Source organism: Lysobacter sp. F6437 (assembly GCF_052547215.1).
Genome location: NZ_JBQWRB010000005.1, coordinates 133,500 through 151,309, shown reverse-complemented (window position 1 = coordinate 151,309; position 17,810 = coordinate 133,500). Strand labels below are relative to the sequence as shown.

At 69.3% G+C, this 17,810-nt stretch carries 15 protein-coding genes; 9 read left to right on the top strand and 6 right to left on the bottom strand.

Going from position 1 to position 17,810, the window contains the following annotated elements:
- The first annotated feature begins 15 nt into the window (after positions 1-15).
- From ACT9F5_RS13755 to hemE, 4 genes are all read left to right on the top strand, one after another.
- Entirely contained in the window at positions 16-555 is a 540-nt protein-coding gene (locus ACT9F5_RS13755) for a shikimate kinase (RefSeq protein ID WP_445120526.1), read from the top strand.
- Positions 552-1,667, top strand: coding sequence for a 3-dehydroquinate synthase (gene aroB / locus ACT9F5_RS13750; RefSeq protein WP_445120525.1), 1,116 nt, complete (start codon positions 552-554; stop codon positions 1,665-1,667). The genes ACT9F5_RS13755 and aroB overlap by 4 nt, the downstream gene beginning before the upstream one ends.
- Before the next feature lie 143 nt (positions 1,668-1,810).
- A complete protein-coding gene (locus tag ACT9F5_RS13745) occupies positions 1,811-2,065 on the top strand; it encodes a WGR domain-containing protein (RefSeq protein WP_445100409.1) in 255 nt (84 codons plus the stop codon).
- A 37-nt stretch (positions 2,066-2,102) separates the two neighbouring features.
- Positions 2,103-3,194: a uroporphyrinogen decarboxylase gene (gene hemE, locus ACT9F5_RS13740; protein WP_445120524.1), complete on the top strand. Its 1,092-nt coding sequence runs from the start codon at positions 2,103-2,105 to the stop codon at positions 3,192-3,194.
- A 35-nt stretch (positions 3,195-3,229) separates the two neighbouring features.
- Here the strand turns inward: hemE and ACT9F5_RS13735 are convergent, their stop codons facing one another.
- Positions 3,230-6,805 (bottom strand): ATP-binding protein, encoded by a 3,576-nt coding sequence (locus ACT9F5_RS13735; protein ID WP_445120523.1) that lies wholly within the window; start codon positions 6,803-6,805, stop codon positions 3,230-3,232.
- 150 nt (positions 6,806-6,955) lie between these two features.
- Between ACT9F5_RS13735 and ACT9F5_RS13730 the strand changes: the two genes are divergently transcribed.
- Genes ACT9F5_RS13730 through ACT9F5_RS13720 form a run of 3 tightly spaced genes read left to right on the top strand, consistent with a single transcriptional unit; the run spans position 6,956 to position 8,830 of the window.
- Positions 6,956-7,678: a YceI family protein gene (locus ACT9F5_RS13730; protein ID WP_445120522.1), complete on the top strand. Its 723-nt coding sequence runs from the start codon at positions 6,956-6,958 to the stop codon at positions 7,676-7,678.
- Entirely contained in the window at positions 7,675-8,274 is a 600-nt protein-coding gene (locus tag ACT9F5_RS13725) for a cytochrome b/b6 domain-containing protein (RefSeq protein ID WP_445120521.1), read from the top strand. Before ACT9F5_RS13730 ends, ACT9F5_RS13725 begins: the two co-directional genes overlap by 4 nt.
- Positions 8,264-8,830, top strand: a complete 567-nt coding sequence (locus ACT9F5_RS13720) for a YceI family protein (RefSeq protein ID WP_445120520.1) — start codon at positions 8,264-8,266, stop codon at positions 8,828-8,830. The genes ACT9F5_RS13725 and ACT9F5_RS13720 overlap by 11 nt, the downstream gene beginning before the upstream one ends.
- A gap of 111 nt (positions 8,831-8,941) precedes the next feature.
- On the opposite strand, the gene ACT9F5_RS13715 is transcribed toward ACT9F5_RS13720, so the two are convergent.
- Positions 8,942-9,220 carry a glutaredoxin family protein gene (locus ACT9F5_RS13715; RefSeq protein WP_445120556.1) on the bottom strand — a complete coding sequence of 93 codons (279 nt, stop codon included), beginning with the start codon at positions 9,218-9,220 and terminating at the stop codon, positions 8,942-8,944.
- Between the two features lie 114 nt (positions 9,221-9,334).
- Here ACT9F5_RS13715 and ACT9F5_RS13710 point away from each other — a divergent pair, with 114 nt between their 5' ends.
- Positions 9,335-10,714, top strand: a complete 1,380-nt coding sequence (locus tag ACT9F5_RS13710) for an L-serine ammonia-lyase (RefSeq protein ID WP_445120519.1) — start codon at positions 9,335-9,337, stop codon at positions 10,712-10,714.
- On the opposite strand, the gene ACT9F5_RS13705 is transcribed toward ACT9F5_RS13710, so the two are convergent.
- Positions 10,715-13,051, bottom strand: a complete 2,337-nt coding sequence (locus ACT9F5_RS13705; protein ID WP_445120518.1) for a TonB-dependent receptor domain-containing protein — start codon at positions 13,049-13,051, stop codon at positions 10,715-10,717. It abuts the gene before it with no gap.
- Between the two features lie 150 nt (positions 13,052-13,201).
- Between ACT9F5_RS13705 and ACT9F5_RS13700 the strand changes: the two genes are divergently transcribed.
- Positions 13,202-14,326 carry a phytase gene (locus ACT9F5_RS13700; RefSeq protein ID WP_445120517.1) on the top strand — a complete coding sequence of 375 codons (1,125 nt, stop codon included), beginning with the start codon at positions 13,202-13,204 and terminating at the stop codon, positions 14,324-14,326.
- 31 nt (positions 14,327-14,357) lie between these two features.
- Here the strand turns inward: ACT9F5_RS13700 and ACT9F5_RS13695 are convergent, their stop codons facing one another.
- Genes ACT9F5_RS13695 through metX form a run of 3 tightly spaced genes read right to left on the bottom strand, consistent with a single transcriptional unit; the run spans position 14,358 to position 17,787 of the window.
- Positions 14,358-15,491, bottom strand: a complete 1,134-nt coding sequence (locus ACT9F5_RS13695) for a homoserine dehydrogenase (protein WP_445120516.1) — start codon at positions 15,489-15,491, stop codon at positions 14,358-14,360.
- Entirely contained in the window at positions 15,488-16,714 is a 1,227-nt protein-coding gene (locus ACT9F5_RS13690) for an O-succinylhomoserine (thiol)-lyase (protein WP_445120515.1), read from the bottom strand. The genes ACT9F5_RS13695 and ACT9F5_RS13690 overlap by 4 nt, the downstream gene beginning before the upstream one ends.
- The gene (gene metX / locus ACT9F5_RS13685; RefSeq protein ID WP_445120514.1) at positions 16,711-17,787 is read right to left on the bottom strand and encodes a homoserine O-succinyltransferase MetX; all 1,077 of its coding nucleotides are present in this window, start codon (positions 17,785-17,787) and stop codon (positions 16,711-16,713) included. Before metX ends, ACT9F5_RS13690 begins: the two co-directional genes overlap by 4 nt.
- Between the last annotated feature and the right edge of the window lie 23 nt (positions 17,788-17,810).

Sequence of the window (17,810 nt, the reverse complement as noted above, 5' to 3'; positions counted from 1 at the left end):
CCCTACAATCGGCGCATGAATCCCGCCGCGAACCTGATCCTGGTCGGCCCGATGGGTGCCGGGAAAAGCTGCATCGGCCGCCGCCTCGCCGGGCACTACGGCCTGCGCCTGGTCGACGCCGACCACGAGATCGAGCGGCGCACCGGCGCCAGCGTCGGCACCATCTTCGAGTGCGAGGGCGAAGCCGGGTTCCGTGCGCGTGAGCGGGCCGCGCTGGTCGAACTGCTGGCCGACGACGGCATCCTGCTCGCGACCGGCGGCGGCGCGGTGCTCGACCCGGACAACCGGCAACTCTTGCGGGCGCGCGGTTTCGTGGTCCATCTCGATGTGAGCCCGCCGCAGCAACTCGCGCGGCTGGCGCGCGACACCAGCCGGCCGCTGCTGCAGCGCGAAGACCGCGACACGGTGCTCGACGAGATGGCGACCCGGCGCACACCGCTGTACGCCGAGGTAGCCGACCTGCGCTTCGATACCGATGGCTTCGTCGCCGCGGACGCGACCGCGCGACTGGTCGAACGGCTCGATCGCGAGTGGCAGCGCGGGGAAACCCTGTGAGCATCCGGCGCACGGTCGATGTCGGCGGCGCGACGCCCTACACGATCACCATCGGCCCCGGACTGCTGGACGAAGGCAATCATCTGGCGCACAGCATCCGCGGTAGCCAGGTGCTGCTCGTCAGCGACGACAACGTGGCGCCGCTGTACGCCGGCCAGGTCGAAGCGGCCCTGCAGCTCTCACGACCCGGACTGTCGGTGGCGCGTTTCGTGATGCCGGCGGGCGAGCACGAGAAGACCCTGGCCCGCTTCGGTGAAGTTGTCGACGCGCTTGCCGCCCTCGGCGCGACACGCGATGCGTGCGTGGTCGCCCTCGGCGGCGGCGTGGTCGGCGATCTCGCCGGTTTCGCCGCGGCGTGCTGGATGCGCGGCATCGACGTGGTGCAGGTGCCGACCACACTGTTGGCGATGGTCGACTCCTCGGTCGGCGGCAAGACCGCGGTCGACCTGCCGGCCGGAAAGAACCTGGTCGGCGCATTCCACCCGCCACGCGCCGTGGTCGCCGACACCCGCGCCCTGCGCACCCTGCCCGAGCGCGAATTGCGCGCGGGGCTGGCCGAGGTGGTCAAGTACGGCGCGATCTTCGACGCCGGCTTCGTCGACTGGCTCGACGCCCACGCCGACGCCCTGCTCGCCCGCGACGACGACGCGCTGGCCGAGGCGATCACCCGCTCGTGCCGGTTCAAGGCCGACGTGGTCGCACGCGACCCGCGCGAGCACGGCGACCGCGCACTGCTCAACTTCGGCCACACCTTCGGCCACGCGATCGAGACCGAACAGGGCTATGCCGGGACCAGCGGCGATGGCCTCAACCATGGCGAGGCGGTGGCGGTCGGCATGGTGTTGGCGGCACGGCTGGCGGCGACGCTGGGATTGGCCCCGTTGTCCGACGCCGAACGCCTGCAGGCGCTGCTGCAGCGCTTCGGCCTGCCGACCGCATTGCCGCCCGGGCTCGCCGCCGAACAACTGCTGGCCCGCATGCGGCTGGACAAGAAGGCCGATGCGGGCGGTATCCGCTTCGTGCTGTGGGACGGCGCCGGCCGGGCGCGGCTGGTGACCGGGGTGGGCGACGCCGAAGTGCGGGCGGTGCTGAGCGGGGCTGGCTTTTCGTAGGAGCTGCTTCAGCCGCGATCTGGAGCCGGCACGGGCGAACGACTCCCAGATCGCGGCTGAAGCCGCTCCTGCAAGAGCCCGGTGGTTTCGCGAGTGATTGGCCGGTCCGCCAACACGACCGGCCAACCCGTACAATCCGCGCCATGCGATTGCTCCTGCAACAACGTCCCGACGGCCCCGAGGCCCCGCGCTTCGTGCAACTGATGCTGCAGGGTGACCTGCTGGGCGGCTGGACGCTGGTGCGCGAATCCGGCCAGATCGGTGGCCGCAGCCAGCTGCGACGCGAGCAATTTCCTGATCACGACAGCGCCCTGGCGGCGCTGGAAGCCGCGCGCGATGCCCAGCTCAAGCGCGGATTCCAGTTGATGTTCAGCCAGGGCACCGACGCCCCGCGCTGATACCGCCGTTGCCGCCCGAGCGCACGCAACCATGGCCATGACCGAGGAACCCGATTTGACCAGCCAGCCCCGTAACGACCGTTTCCTGCGCGCGCTGCGTCGCGAACCCGTCGACTGCACCCCGGTCTGGCTGATGCGGCAGGCCGGTCGCTACCTGCCGGAGTACCGCGCCAGCCGCAAGGCCGCCGGCAGCTTCCTGGCGATGGCGAAGAACCCGGACCTGGCCTGCGAAGTCACCCTGCAACCGCTGCGCCGGTTCCCGCTGGACGCGGCGATCCTCTTTTCGGACATCCTGACCATCCCCGATGCGATGGGGCTGGGGCTGTATTTCGTCGAGGGCGAGGGCCCGAAGTTCGAACGCCCGGTGCGCAACGCTGCCGACATCGCCCGTCTTGGCGTGCCCGACATGGGCAGCGAGCTGCGCTACGTAATGGACGCGGTGTCGACGATCCGTCGCGAGCTCGACAACAGCGTGCCGCTGATCGGCTTCTCCGGCAGCCCGTGGACGCTGGCCTGCTACATGGTCGAGGGCGGCGGCAGCAAGGACTTCGCGCGGGTCAAGGCGCTGGCATTGAACGACCCGGCGGCGATGCACCAGCTGCTGGAGGTCACCACCGACGCGGTGATCGCCTACCTCACGGCCCAGCGCGCGGCCGGCGCCCAGGTGCTGCAGGTGTTCGACACCTGGGGCGGCGTACTGTCGCCATCGATGTACCGCGAGTTCTCGCTGCGATACCTCAACCGGATCGCGCGCGAGCTCGAGCGCGGCGAAGGCGACGCGCGGACGCCGTTGATCCTGTTCGGCAAGGGCAACGGCGCTTACGTGGCCGAGCTGGCCGACAGCGGTACCGACGCGGTCGGGGTCGACTGGACCATCGACCTGGGCGACGCCGCCCGCCGCACCGGTGGCAAGGTCTCGCTGCAGGGCAACCTCGACCCGGTGACGCTGTACGCGTCGCCGGATGCGATCCGCGCCCAGGTCGGCCGCGCGCTCGACAGCTACCGCGATGGCAACGGCGGTTCGCGCGAGGGCCATGTGTTCAACCTCGGCCACGGCATGTCACCGGACATGGATCCGGAACACGTCGCGGTACTGGTGGACGCCGTGCATACGCTCAGCGCGCGCTGAGTCCGGACCGCAAAACCCCGCGTCCAACCGCCGGCCTACTCCACCGCCTGCAGCTCGCCCTCCAGTTGCTGCCGCAGCAGCGCGCCGGTGACCGGCTTGCGCAGGAAGCCGTCGAAACCGGCGGCCATCGCTTGCGGTTCCGCCTCGGCATCGGCGCGCGCGGTGATCGCGACCAACCGCGACCGGATGCCCTGCGCACGCAGGTGCCGGGCCAGCGCGATGCCGTCCATTCCCGGCAGGTCGAGGTCCAGCAACGCGACATCGAACCGCTGGGTCGCGACTTCCACCAGCGCTGCGAGGCCGTGCCCCACGTGGTTGACCCGGTGCCGCTGCGCCTGCACCAAGCCGGTGATGACCTCGGCGACGATCGGATCGTCCTCGACCAGCAACACTGACAGCGGGCGCGCGGAACCGGCCGCAACCGGCGGCGTCGCCACCGTCGGCACGGCCGCCTGCGGCAAGGGCAAGTGGACATCGAAGGTGGCGCCGACGCCCGGTGAGCTTTCGACGGTAATGCTGCCGCCCATCGCCGCCGCGAGTTCCTGGCAGATCGCCAACCCGAGGCCGCTGCCGCCATAGCGCGCCGCGGTACGTGCGCCTTCGGCCTGTTCGAAGCGACGGAACAACCGGGCCTGTTGTTCTTCGTTGAGGCCGGGGCCGGTGTCGGCGACCCGCAGGTGGATGCCGGTGTCGGCATCGCGGCTTGCCCCAAGCGTCACCGACCCGTGTTCGGTGAACTTGATCGCGTTGCCGACCAGGTTGAGCAGGATCTGCCGCAGCCGCACCGGATCGCCACGCCATCCATTCGCCACATCGCCGTCGAACTCCACCGCGAACGCCAGTCCGCGCGCCGCCGCCAGCGGCGCCATCAGCGCGGCCACGTCATCGACCAGCGCGCGCAGGTCAAACGGTTGCTCGGCCAGTTCCAGTTTGCCTGACTCGATCCGCGCGAGATCGAGCGCGTCGTTGACCAGGCGCAGCAGGTGTTCACCGGCGCCGCGAATCGAGTCGGCATAGCCGCGCTGGCGCGGGTCCAGTGGCGTGCCCAGCAGCAATTCGGTCATGCCCAGCACCCCGGTCATCGGCGTGCGCACTTCATGCCCGAGGGTCGCCAGGAACCGGGTCTTGGCCAGCGAGGCCTCGCGCGCGACCTCGTTCTCGTGCCGTGCGCGCTGCAGGGCTTGGCGGCGCGTGAGCCGTTCGCGGTATTCGTCGAACGCCCACCACAGCAGCAGCGCAAACAACGCGGCGAACCCGGCCAGTGCCGGCGGCGTGCGCCACCACGGCGGCTGCATCGTGAATGACAGCACCTGCTCGGCAGACGCGTTCCCGGCGGCGTCGACCGCGCGCGCATGCAGCGTGTAATCACCCGGGGGCAAGCTGGCGAAGATGCGCTCGCCGCTTTGGTCCTGCTCGATCCAGTCATTGTCGTAGCCGTCGAGACGGGTGAAGTAGCGGTTCGCCTGCGGGTCGTCGTAGGACAGCAGGCGGAGCCGGACCCGCATCTCGCGGTCATCGGGGGCGAGTTGCAATCCGGTGCCGGCATCCACGGCGTCCAGCGCGATCCAACGACCGTCGCGACGCACCTCGACCCGGTCGAAATGCAATGTCGGCTGCAACGACGGCGGATCCGGCGCGAGCGTGTCGATCATCACCACGCCACCGTCGGCGAGCGTTGCCGCGAGTACGCCTTCACTGTTCATGACCAGTGCGCGGTCGACGAACTCCTGGCTGCCCAGCCCGTCGGCCAGCCCGAACCGGCGCAGGTGGCGGCTGGTGGGATCCCAGCGAAACAGGCCGCGCCGGCTCGACAGCCACACCCGGCCGTTGCGGTCGATCTCCAGTCCCGCCCCTTCCAGCGACGGGATGCCCTCTGCGACACCGGCGCGGGCATCGCGCTGCCATCGATCGCCGACGCGAAGGTAATGTTCCAGCCCGGCGAGATGCTGCAGCCACAGCCCGCCCTCGTCGTCGAACGCGAATGCGAACACCCGGTCGCCGACCTCGATCCCGTCCGCCGTGACGAAACGATCGGCATCGACATCCCACCGGCGCATCCCGCGACCGTCGGCGATCCACAACGCACCGCGGCTGTCGAATGCCATCGCTTCGATGTCGCCGATCCCGAGCCCCTGTCGCGGGCCCGGCAGGATCGTCTGCAATACCGTGCCGCTGGATGGGTCGCGCCGCTGGAGGCCGCGGCCGCTGAACGACACCCAGATATCGCCGTCAGGCGCCTGCACCAGCAGATGGGGCGCTCCGTCGAGCGTTGCGTCGGCCGGATCGCCCACGCCCCAGCGTTGCACGACGCCGGAATCCGGGTCGAGCCGCGACAGCCGTTTGCGCTGTCCGATCCACAGGATGCCGGCGGAGTCCTCAAGTACCGACAGGCCCGCCGAGCCTGCCAGCTGATCCTGCACCGCCTCGTCGAGCCCGTGTACGACGCCTTCCGCATCGAGCCGCTCCAGTTCGCCGCGGGCACCGAACAGCCAGGTGCCGCCGTCGGCCGCGATAGCGATGTCACGGTAGAACTCGGATGACAGCCCATGGTGCTCGCGGTCGAACTGCGCGATCCGGCGCCAGTCCGGCTGCAGGTAACCGAGGCCGACGCCGGGCACCGGAAACCACATCGCGCCGTTGGATTGCCGGAGTATCTGGAACATCGGCATCACTGGGCCCTTCGCGCCGATCGGCACCGGCACCGGGATCGCCCCGGGCGACACCCGCCACAGCTGTCGCGCACTGGCCAGCCACATCCCGCCATCCGGTTCGGCCAACATGCCGAAGACCGTGTTGCTCGGGGCTTCGAACATCGCCGCCCATTCCGGCCGCTGCCACGTGCCATCCGGTCCGCGTCGGAACACGCCGCTGCTGGCACCGACCCACAGGTCATCGCCCAGCGGCGTCACCGAGAAGATGGCGGGCGCGGCGACCTCGCCCGGCAGTGCCACCCGTTCGAAATCGCGACCGGTCCAGCGTGCCAGCCCGGCGGTGGTGCCGACCCAGAGCCGGTCCTGGCGGTCGACGCCGAGTGACAGCACGATGTCCGACGGCAGGCTGCGCGGGTCGCCTTCGCGCGGCATGTAGCGGGTGATGGTCTCGCCGCCCGCGTCTTCGCGCAGTTGGTGCAGGCCGCCGCCGAAGGTCCCGAACCACAGCGCATCGTCGTGGCTGGTGATCGCCCAGACATCGTCGCTGCCCATCTGCGCGTGGTCGGCCTTGCGGTAGTGGCGGAAGCCGTCGCGCGCGGTGTCGAGCACGCTGAGGCCGCGGCTCTCGGGCGCCACCCAGACCCGGCCGCGCGGGTCGACGTGCAACACGGTCATGTAGTTGCCCGGCAGCGAACTGGCATCGCCGGGCACGTGGCGCCAGACCTGCATGCCGACCCCGTCGTAGCGGGCCAGGCCGTCGATGGTCGCGATCCACAGGTAACCGTCGGGATCGAAGGCCAGGCCTTTGACGTCGCTGGATGGCAGGCCGTCGGCGACGCCGATGTGGCGCAGGGTCGGGACTTCCGGGATCGCCGGCGACGCCACCAGTGTCGGCGCCGCCGTGATGCAGGCCATCCACAGCCATGCCGCGGCCACCGCCGTCCTGGTCAACTTGCGCATCGTCCCTCCCTGGTCTTCACGGTGCTTCCCCGCGCCAAGCCTCGGCGATCGCGCCGTGGCGGGCAAGTGCGGCGGTGCGATCACGTCCGCGCAATGCTGCGTGCCGGGCGGTAGCGGGCAGTCTCGGCCGCCAGCGCCTAGAATCCCGGCATGCCGTTCCTGTCCACGCATTCCTCTGCCGCCCGCCGTGGTCCGCTGCTCGCGGTCGCGTTGCTGTTGTCGCTGCTGTCGGCACCACCGGCCGGCGCCAGCGAGCCTGTCGCATGGAAGCTGGACCCGGTGCATACGCGGGTGATGTTCGCGGTCTCGCATGCGGGGTTTTCCAGGGCGATAGGCACCGTGTCGGGCAGCGACGGCGGATTTCTGTTCGATCCAGGCGACTGGTCCGGCGCCCGGCTGGTGGTCGAGGTGCCGCTGACCCGGCTCGACCTCGGCGACGCCGACTGGAACCGGGCCGCCTTGGCCGGCAACCTGCTCGACGCCGACGACTTCCCGACCGCGCGCTTCGTCTCGACCACGGTCACCGCGCGCGACCCGGAACATGCCCGCGTTTGCGGCGACCTCACCCTGCACGGGGTCACCCGCCCGCTGTGCATGGACGTCACCGTCAATGCCGTCGAGCGCCATCCGATGCCCCCGTTCCGGCTGACTGCGGGCTTTGCCGCGACCGCGACCCTGAGCCGCAGCGACTACGGCATCGACGCGTGGTCATCGATGATCGGCGATGAAGTCGAACTGCGTATCGAAGCCGAAGCGACCCGCGCCAGCCGCGCATTCGCCGAGCGCTTGCTGCAGGCCGCGACCAACGAAGCGGCGCCCGCGCCACCCGCTCCCGAAACCGGAAGCCAACCCGAACCAGGGCCGACGCCATGAACCTGAAGAACACCGCCGACCGTTGGGGCCCTGTCAGCCAGTTGCTGCACTGGGTCATCGTGTTGCTGCTGCTGATGCTGTCGACCATCGGCCTGTTGCTCGACAGCCTGCCGGTCACTCCGAAGTACTTCTGGGTGTTCGACCTGCACAAGTCGACCGGACTGACGCTGCTGGCACTGGTGGTGTTGCGGATCGGCTGGCGCCTGTACGCGGGCGCACCCAAACCGCTGGCGGGCACCCCGACCTGGCAGGCGCGGGTGGCCTCGGTGACCCACTGGCTGCTGTACGCGCTGATCCTGGCGATGCCGCTGTCGGGCTGGCTGTACGACTCCGCCAGCGGGCTGCGGCCGCTGCGCTGGTACGGCCTGGTCGAGATGCCCAAGCTCAGCGCGCCCGACGAAGGCCTGCGCGAGCTGGGCCATACCGCGCATGAATGGCTGTTCTGGGTGCTGGTGGTGCTGGTCATCGGGCATGTGGCTGCCGCGTTCTACCATCACATCTTCCAGCGCGACGCGACCCTGCAGCGGATGCTGCCCCGGCGTCGCCGCGCGTCGCTTCCCGAGGTCCACGATGCGCCCTTCCGCGATGCTCCCTGAATTCCGCCGCGCCGCCGCGCTGTCCGCCGGTGTCCTGCTACTCGCCACGGCGCCCGCGTTCGCCACCGACTACGTGCAGGCGCCCGGCTCGACCTTGGCGTTCGCGACCGAGTACGACGGCGAAGTGTTCAGCGGCCACTTCGGCCGGTTCACCACCACCGTGAGCTTCGACCCGCAACATCCGGAGGCGGCAAAGCTCGACGTGGTGATCCCGCTGGCCAGCGCCGGCACCGCCAATCCCGATCGCGACCAGACCCTGCTTGGGCCGGATTTCTTCAACGCCGACAAGTTCCCGCAGGCGCGCTACAGCGCGACCGCCTTCCGCGCGCTCGGCGATGGCACGTATGCCGCGGACGGCACGTTGACCCTGCGCGGGGTCAGCCAGCCGGTGACGCTGACGTTCAGTTGGACCGACGGCGCCAACCCCGTGCTGGCCGGCAAGGCGACCGTGCAGCGGCTCGCCTTCAACGTCGGCGGTGGCGACTGGGCGGATGTGTCGCTGATCCCGGACGCGGTGGCGGTGAGCACGAAGGTCAACCTCCGGCCGGTGAACTGACGCGGGCCACCGGCCCTTGTAGGAGCGGCTTCAGCCGCGATCGCGGAACCGGCGCGGTCGAACAAGTCCAGATCGCGGCTGAAGCCGCTCCTACGAAAAGCGAAAGCGGACTTAACGCGGTAAAAACGCCCGTACGCGCTCGACGTCGAACGGCCATTCAAGCTCGACACCGCGGCTCTCTTCGCGCAACACCGGCACACGCACGCCATAGCGCTGTTCGAGCGCTTCATCCCCGTCGATGAACACACTGTCGAACTCGGGCGCGCGCGCGGCGGCGAGCACCTCCAGCGCAAGGTCGCACAGGTGGCAGTCGTCGCGTTGATAAAGGGTCAGGCGCGGCTGAGCCTGCGTGATCGGTGTCGGGGCGTCGGGATGGGTCGGCACGGGCATGTCGGGCGTGGCGGTCGGCATGAAGCCGACGGCAGGGCGCCGTAGAATAGCCGCAGGCCGCGTCTCCCGCGCGGCACCGGACCGGATGCCGCTTGAACCCGGCAGGAGCATTACGTGGCCGTCAGCACTTTCGACCTGTTCAAGATCGGCATCGGGCCGAGTTCCTCGCATACCGTCGGGCCGATGCGCGCGGCGGCGCGGTTCATCGAGCGATGGTTGATCGACAACGGCGATCTGCAGCGCACCATGCGGCTGCGCGCGGAGGTGTTCGGATCGCTGGCGCTGACCGGCCGCGGCCACGGCACCGACAAGGCGGTGCTGATGGGACTGGAAGGCCACTGGCCGAACCTGATCGACCCCGACATCATCCCCGAGGCGCTGGAGCGCATCCGCTCGACCAAGCGCATCAAGCTGTTCGGGCGCCACGAGATCGGCTTCGACGAGAAGCACGACCTCATCATGAACAAGCGCCAGAAGCTGCCGTTCCACACCAACGGCATGCGCTTCACCGCGTTCGATGCCAATGGTGAAGTGATCGCCACGCGCGATTACTACTCGGTCGGCGGCGGCTTCGTGGTCAACGAGGACGAGGCGGCCGAGGACCGCATCGTCGCCGACACCACCGCGGTGCCCTACCCGTTCAACTCCGGCGACGAATTGCTGAAACAGGTCGCCGACCACGGCATCACCATCGCCCAACTGATGTACGCCAACGAGGAAGTGTGGCGCCCGCGCGCGGAGATCGACGCCGGCCTCGACGAGATCTGGGCGGCGATGAAGTCCTGCGTCGAGCGCGGCATCCGCTCCGGCGGCACGTTGCCCGGTGGCCTGCACGTGACCCGCCGCGCGCCGCTGCTGCATGCCGAACTGACCGCGCGCGATGCGCCGCAGGACGATCCACTGACGATGCTTGACTGGGTCAACCTGTTCGCGCTAGCGGTCAACGAGGAAAATGCCGCCGGTGGCCGCGTGGTCACCGCGCCGACCAATGGCGCGGCCGGGATCATCCCGTCGGTGCTGCATTACTACGACCGCTTCGTTCCGAACGCGACCCTGCAGGGCGTGCGCGATTTCCTCATGACCGCGGCCGCGGTCGGCATCCTCTACAAGGAGAATGCGAGCATCTCCGGCGCCGAGGTCGGCTGTCAGGGCGAGGTCGGCGTGGCCTGCTCGATGGCCGCCGCCGGCCTGACCGCCGCGATCGGCGGCAACCCCAGCCAGATCGAGAACGCCGCCGAGATCGGCATGGAGCACAACCTCGGCCTGACCTGCGACCCGATCGGCGGGCTGGTGCAGATCCCGTGCATCGAGCGCAACGCGATGGGCTCGGTCAAGGCGATCAACGCCAGCCGCATGGCGATGCGCGGCGACGGCAAGCACAAGGTCAGCCTCGACAAGGTCATCAAGACCATGCGCGACACCGGCAACGACATGAAGGACAAGTACAAGGAGACCTCGCGCGGAGGTCTCGCGGTGAACGTGATCGAGTGCTGACTAGAACGCGTAACGCATCACCAGCTGGTAGCGCGGGCCGGCGTGCTCGGCCTCGATCTCGTACTCGTCATGGTCGCGATCGAGCTGGTCGGCCAGGTTGTCGAACTTGTCGAACACCTCGGTCTTGTCGGCATCCAGCAGGTTGGTACCGCTCAGGCGCACCGAGAGGCTGTCACCGAAACGCTTCTCGACGAACACTTCCAGATCGCCGTCATAGGTGGTCAGCACCTCCTCGGCGAGCACGCGGCTGTAGGCGTCGCCCTGCTTGCGGTAGCTGGCGCCGAACGAGGCGCCCCACGTCGGCAGGTCCTGGATGAAGCCGACGTTGTAGACACTCTCGGCCTGGTTGTTGAAGCGGCGCGCGCCGAGGAAGTCCTCGACCTCGCTGTCGAGCCACGAGTAGTTCAGGAACATGCCGGTGTCGGGCATGTTGAACGCGGTCAGCGGCGTGGACAGGTCGAACTCGACGCCCCAGACCTCGCCGTCGCCGACGTTGTCCATGGTGTAGACGAAGCTGTCCGGCTCGAACGGCACCGCGGCGATCGCCTCGTCCTCGCCGACGCCGTTGTCCTCCATGTACGCCTCGATGTCGTCGGCCCAGTCGTCGAAGGCGGTCTCGTTGGGTTCACCGGTGTTGACCAGCTCGATCAGGTTGCTGACGTCGCGGTAGAACAGGTTGACGCCGGCCACCCCGCGCTTGCCGAGGCGACGCTCGAAGCCGAGGTCGAAACCGTTCGCGGTTTCCGGCTCCAGCGCGGGATTGCCGAGGAAGTCATTGTCGCCGTACTCCTCGCTCAGCAGCGCGGGCAGCACGTGGTTGAAGTTCGGGCGGCGCAGGCTGCGCGCGGCCGAGAAGCTGATGCGGCTGGCTTCGCCGATGTCCCACTTGAGGTGCAGCGATGGCAGCAGCTCGCTGTAGTCGCTGGAGACGCGGACCGATTCGCCGTCCTGGCCGGACTCGATGTCCGAGTCGGTGGTCTCGTAACGCAGGCCCGCTTCCCAAGCCAGCGTGCCGGCGTCGCCGGAGAACATCAGGTAGGGGTCGATGCGGGTTTCCTCGATCACGCTGTCGATGACCGTGTCGGGCGCGTACACCACGGGGTCGTCCTCGGCCTCGGCTTCGAACGCGAAATAGGTATGGGTGGTGTCGCGCTGTTTGCTGCGGTAGTCGATGCCGAACTCCATTTCCGTGGCACCGAGCGGGCGCCTGTGCGCAATCCCGAAGCTGCTCTCGGCGTCGGTGGCGTCGATGTCGAGCGCCTCGCCCTCGTGGGCTTCCCAACCGCCGTCCACGAACTCCTCTTCTTCCTCGCTCTCGGTACTCTTGTCCTCGAAACGCGCGTGGTCGAGGTCGATCTCGGTGGTGCCGCCGGCCATGGCGAACCGGTAGTCGGCGCCGATTCCCCAGTTGGTCTGGTCGATTTCGGTCAGGCCCGGGACGTCCTTGGTGATGACTTCGCCATCGTCGTACTCCTCCTCGAAAGAGATCTCGACCTGCTCGCGATCGGTCTTGACGTAGAAACCGTCGACCGACAGCCGGCCGGTATCGCCGACATTGACGGTGTAGGAGACGTTGCCCGAGTAGTCCTGGCCGTCGCGGGTGTCGGTCTGGTCCTCCCACGAGACCAGCTCCATGTCATCGGGGTTGTCGTAGCGGTCACTGCGCTTGACCTTGGGGTTGTAGCGGTCCTGCACGTTGATGCCGGCCAGCAGGCGGCCGCCGAGTGCTTCGCCGGAGGTCACCGCGCCGAAGGTCGGCTGGATCTCGCCGTCGTCGTAGCGCATCGCGCCGACGCGGATGTAGCTGCCGTCGAACTCGTAGGCATCGCGCAACACGACATTGATCGCGCCAGCCACGGCATCGCCGGAACGGTTGGCGCTGTTGCTGCGCAGAATCTCCACGCGCTCGACCATCTCGGCGGGAATGCGGTCGACCCAGAACGAGCGGTCGTCGCCGGCACCGGGCACCTTCCTGCCATTGACCAGGATCTGGGTGTAGCCGGGATCGAGCCCGCGCAGCTGCACACCGTCGTACTCGAGCACGTCGGACACGAACACCGCGCTGGGCACGCGCTTGAGCATGTCGCCCACAGTCGACGGCTCGAAGCGCTGGAAGTACTCCAGGTCGTAGCTCAGCACCGGCGCGATGTCCGGCGTGCGGTTGCGATAGACGATCTCGCCCTGCACCACCACCGCGTCAAGCTGCTTCATCGCGGCATCGGCGGCAGGCGCGGCCGCGGCGACCGGCGTGGCCTGCGCAAACGCGCCGCCTGAGGCGACCAGCGCCATGACCGCCATGCCGCGCGAGAGTGCAATCGCCAGGGGAGACTTCTTCATTCGGGTTTCCGGTGCCGGTTAAAGCGCTGATTTCTACGGGCGCTTCATGGCACTGGCATGACGGCTGACTGTCATCGCGATGACGCATTCCACCGGTACAAGCTTTCGCCAGCGCGCGCGATCCGACGCCGCCCCGACCCGGAGTTTCCGATGCAACTGCGCTTTACCCCGCTTGCCGCCGTCCTTGCCTCGACCCTGGTGCTGGCCGCCTGCTCCAGCCTGCCCGCCGGCGGCGAACGCGAGCCCGACGAGGGCGACGACGTGCTCGCACCGGCCACCGGCTACACCACGGTCGCCGAAGCGTTCCTCACTGCCAACACCCCGGCCGAGAACATCGACTCGCCGGCCAGCTGGACCAACGACGCCGGCACGACCTGGCTGATCGCGACCGCCAAGGACACCCATCGGCTAGCCGTGTACGACGGCGACACCGGCGCACACATCCGCGATGTCGGTGGCGAAGGTCCGGCACTGGGCGAGTTCAACCGCCCCAACGGTATCGCCGTGCTCGACGACCTGCTGTTCGTGGTCGAGCGCGACAACCGCCGGGTGCAGGTGCTGCAACTGCCGGGCTTCGAACCGCTGGGCGCGTTCGGCCAGGACGAACTGCTTCAGCCGTACGGGCTCTCGGTCCACCGTCTTGCGGATGGCGCCATCGAAGTACTGGTCAGCGACAACTACATGTCACCGACCAATGAGGACCTGCCGCCGCCGCTGGACGAGCTGGACGAGCGGATCAAGCGCTACCGCCTCGACGCCGCCGCGCTGGCCGATGGACAGGTCCAGGCGCAACTGGCCGGCATGTTCGGCGACACCACCGCCGCGGGCGCGATCCGCATCACCGAGTCGCTGCTCGGCGATCCCGCTCACGACCGCCTGCTGATCTCGGAAGAGGACCAGGCCAGCGGAACGCTGCTGCGCGAGTACGGGCTGGACGGCGGGTTCCGCGGTCGCAACATCGGCGCCGACGTGTTCCAGGCCCAGGCCGAGGGCATCGCGTTGTGGCAGTGCAACGACGGCAGCGGCTACTGGATCGCCACCGACCAGTTCGCCGACCGCAGCCTGTTCCACGTGTTCGACCGCGTCAGCCTGGCGCATCTGGGTGCATTCGCCGGCAACACCGTCGCCAACACCGATGGCGTGTGGCTGCAGCAGGCCCCGACCACGCGCTTCCCGGCCGGCGTGTTCTATGCGGTCAACGACGACCAGGGGGTCGGCGCATTCGACTGGCGCGATATCGCCCGCGCGCTCGAACTCAAGGCAACCTGCAGCTGACGCGAAAACCGATGTGCAGGATCGCGGCCGGTCACGCGCTGGCCGCGATCCGCAGCACGTCGTCCAGCAGCCCGGCTGCGGTGACTTCGGCGCCGGCGCCCGGGCCCTGGATCACCAGCGGCTGCTGGCAATACCGGTCCGACCAGATCGCGACCTTGTTGTCGGTGCCGGCGCCGCCCGCCAGCGGATGGTCCTCGGGCAGCGCCTCCAGCCCAACGCGCGCATTGCCCTTGCCGTCCCGGATATTTTCCAGCCGCGCGATGAAGCGCAGCTTGCAGCCGTCCTTGCGCGCAGCGGCGAAGCGCTCGCGCAACGGCGTGTCCAGAAACGGCAGCGCCGCATCGACGTCGGCCGGGGGAATACCGGCAAGCGCCGGCGGCACCAGCGACTCGACGTCGACTTCATTGCTCTCGAGCTCCACCCCCGCACTGCGGGCGAGGATCAGGATCTTGCGCCGCACGTCCTCGCCCGACAGGTCCTCGCGCGGGTCGGGCTCGGTGTAACCGGCATCGCGCGCCTCGCGCACGAAGCCCGAAAACGGACGCAGGCCGTCGTAATGGTTGAACAGCCACGCCAGCGAGCCCGACAGCACGCCGGCGATCCCGTGGATGCGGTCGCCACCGGCTTGCAGCCCGCGAATCGAACGCAACAACGGCAGGCCGGCACCGACCGTGGCGCTGTCACCATAAGCCGTGTTGCCGCGGATGCAGCCAGTCCGGATGCGTCGCCATTGCGCCAGGTCGGTGCCCTGCCCGAGCTTGCACGCAGTCACCACGTGGATGCCTTGCGCGAGCCACTCGGCATGTCGATCGGCGACCGCGGCGCTGGCGGTGGCGTCGATCACGACCTGGGCGCCAGCACCGCGCAGCGCGGCCGGCAACGCATCGAGCCGGCTCGGTTGATGCTGGCTTCGCAGCAGACCGCCCGCCTCGTGAGCCGCCAGGCCGAGCGCGGCACTGGTGGCGTGCCGCGAGTTCGCCACATGCACCAGCGACAGACGCGCGCCGAGCGGCGTGCCGGTCCATTGCGCCAACCGCTGCAGTACCGCCGTGCCCACGGTACCGGTGCCGAGCAGGGCGACACGCGCCGGCACGGTTGCGGCCAGCGTCGACGGCTCCGGACGTGCGCGGCGCGTGTCCAGGCGGATGGTAGCAACCGCGGTCATTTCGCCACGCGTTTGCTGTCGACCCGCGTCGCCGGCACGCGCGCCAGCGCCGCCGCGATATCCGCGACCAGGTCGTCGACATGCTCGATCCCGACCGACAGCCGCAGCAGGCCATCGCCGATACCGGCGGCGTCACGCGCTTCGGCCGACATCGCCGCGTGGGTCATCGTCGCCGGGTGCGCGACCAGGCTTTCCACCCCGCCCAGCGACTCGGCCAGCGTGAAGCACTGCAGGCCTTCGAGGAATGCGCGCACCGCCGACTCGCCACCCTCCAGTTCGACACTCAGCATCGCGCCGAAACCCGTCTGCTGGCGCGCCGCGATCGAATGGCCCGGGTGGCTGGCCAGCCCGGGGTAATGCACCGCCCGCACCGCCGGATGGCCGTCGAACAGTTCGGCCAGCGCTGCGGTGTTCTCCTGGTGCACCCGCAACCGCGCGCCGAGTGTGCGCAGGCCGCGCAGGGTCAGGAAACTGTCGAACGGTGCACCGGTGATGCCGAGGCAGTTGGCCCACCACGCCAACTGCTCGTGCACGTCGGCCTCCTTCGCCACCACCGCGCCGCCGACCACGTCGCTGTGGCCGTTGATGTACTTGGTGGTCGAATGCACGACCACGTCGGCGCCGAACGCGATCGGCTGTTGCAGCGCCGGCGACAGGAAGGTGTTGTCGACCACCGCGAGCGCGCCGGCCGCATGCGCTGCGTCGATCACGAAGCGCAGATCGGTGATGCGCAGCAGCGGGTTGGACGGGGTCTCGATCCAGACCAGTGCCGGCTCCTGCGCCAGCGCCTCGCTCAACGCGCGCGGGTCGGTCAGGTCGACGGTCAACAACTCGAACGCGCCCTTGTCCGCCAGCGCGTTGAACAGCCGCCAGCTGCCGCCGTAGCCGTCGTGCGGCACCACCAGCTTGTCGCCGGGCTTGAGCAGCGCGTGCAGCACCAGGGTGATCGCGGCCATGCCGGTCGCGGTGACCACGCCACCGGCGCCACCTTCCAGGTCGGCCAGTGCCTCGGCCAGCAGGTCGCGGGTCGGGTTGCCGCTGCGAGTGTAGTCGTAGGTGCGCTTGTCGTTGAAGCCGGCGAAGCTGAAGTTCGACGACAGCACGATCGGCGGGGTGACCGCGCCATACGCGCTGTCGCGGTCGATGCCGGCGCGCACCGCGCTGGTACAGCGATTGCGCGCGGCAGGCGCCACGCCGTGGGCGGCCTGCAGATGGACGCTCATGCCGCCACCTTCGCATCGCCCAGGGCCTCGACGAGGATGCCGCCGATGGCCGCGGTCTCCTTGAGGAACGCGTCATGCCCGAAGATCGACTCGAGCACGTGCAGCCGCGTCCCGCCGCCCAACCGTTCGACCAGTTCACGGGAATCGCCGATCGGCACCACCCGGTCGCCCTCCACCGCAACCACGGTCACCGGCAGGCGCACCGATTCGGGTTGCAGCGCCTGCAGGTCGATCGACTCGGACAGCCGCACGAACGCGGTCGGCGAGGTCCGGCTGGCGTAGCGGGCGCCGCAGTAGTCGAGATAGTCCTCGGCACCCACGCGGACGCGACCGTCGAGCACCTCGGCGGCATCGAAGCGGCCGTCGAACTCCTCGGGACTGCGGTAGCTCAGGATGGCCAACTGGCGCGCGAGCTCCAGGCCATGACTGTCGTCGCACTGCAACGCACCCAGCGCGACCGCGCGACGCTGCAGCGCACGCCAGGCACTGGCGTAGGGGTGGGCGCGATGAACGCCACTGATCGCCACCAGTTGCCGCAGTCGCGACGGGTGCAGCGCGGCGAACTGCAGGCCGACCATCGCGCCATAGGAGCAACCGACGAAGGAATGCAGCCGGACGATGCCCAGCGCATCGACCAGCGCGGCGATCGCATCGGCCTGGTCGGCAGGATCGAGCGCCACGTCGAGGCTGCCGTCACTGCCGACCCAGTCGAACGCGAGCAGGCAGTGGCGCTGCGGATCGAGCGCGCGGCCCGGGCCGACCTGCGCATTCCACCAGCCACCGTCGGTGGACGCATCGTTCGCGCCGACATGCCGGTCCGCGGAGATGCCGCCAGCGACGAACACGACCGGCAGCGACGGATCGCCGACGCGCTCGTAGCGCAGGGCGACGGTGCGGCGGCCAGCGTGGCGCAGAGCGAGGTCGACCCGCACCTCGCCGCGCACTGCGGGCACGGTGTCGCGGGCGGCGCCCGGCACGGATGGCGGGTGGCGTCCGGGCGACGCGCCGGCCAGGGAATGGCCGGGGACGGGATCGAAGGTGGGACGGGAAGCGAAACTGGCTTGCAGGCTCATGGCGGCATCCGGAAGTGACGGGG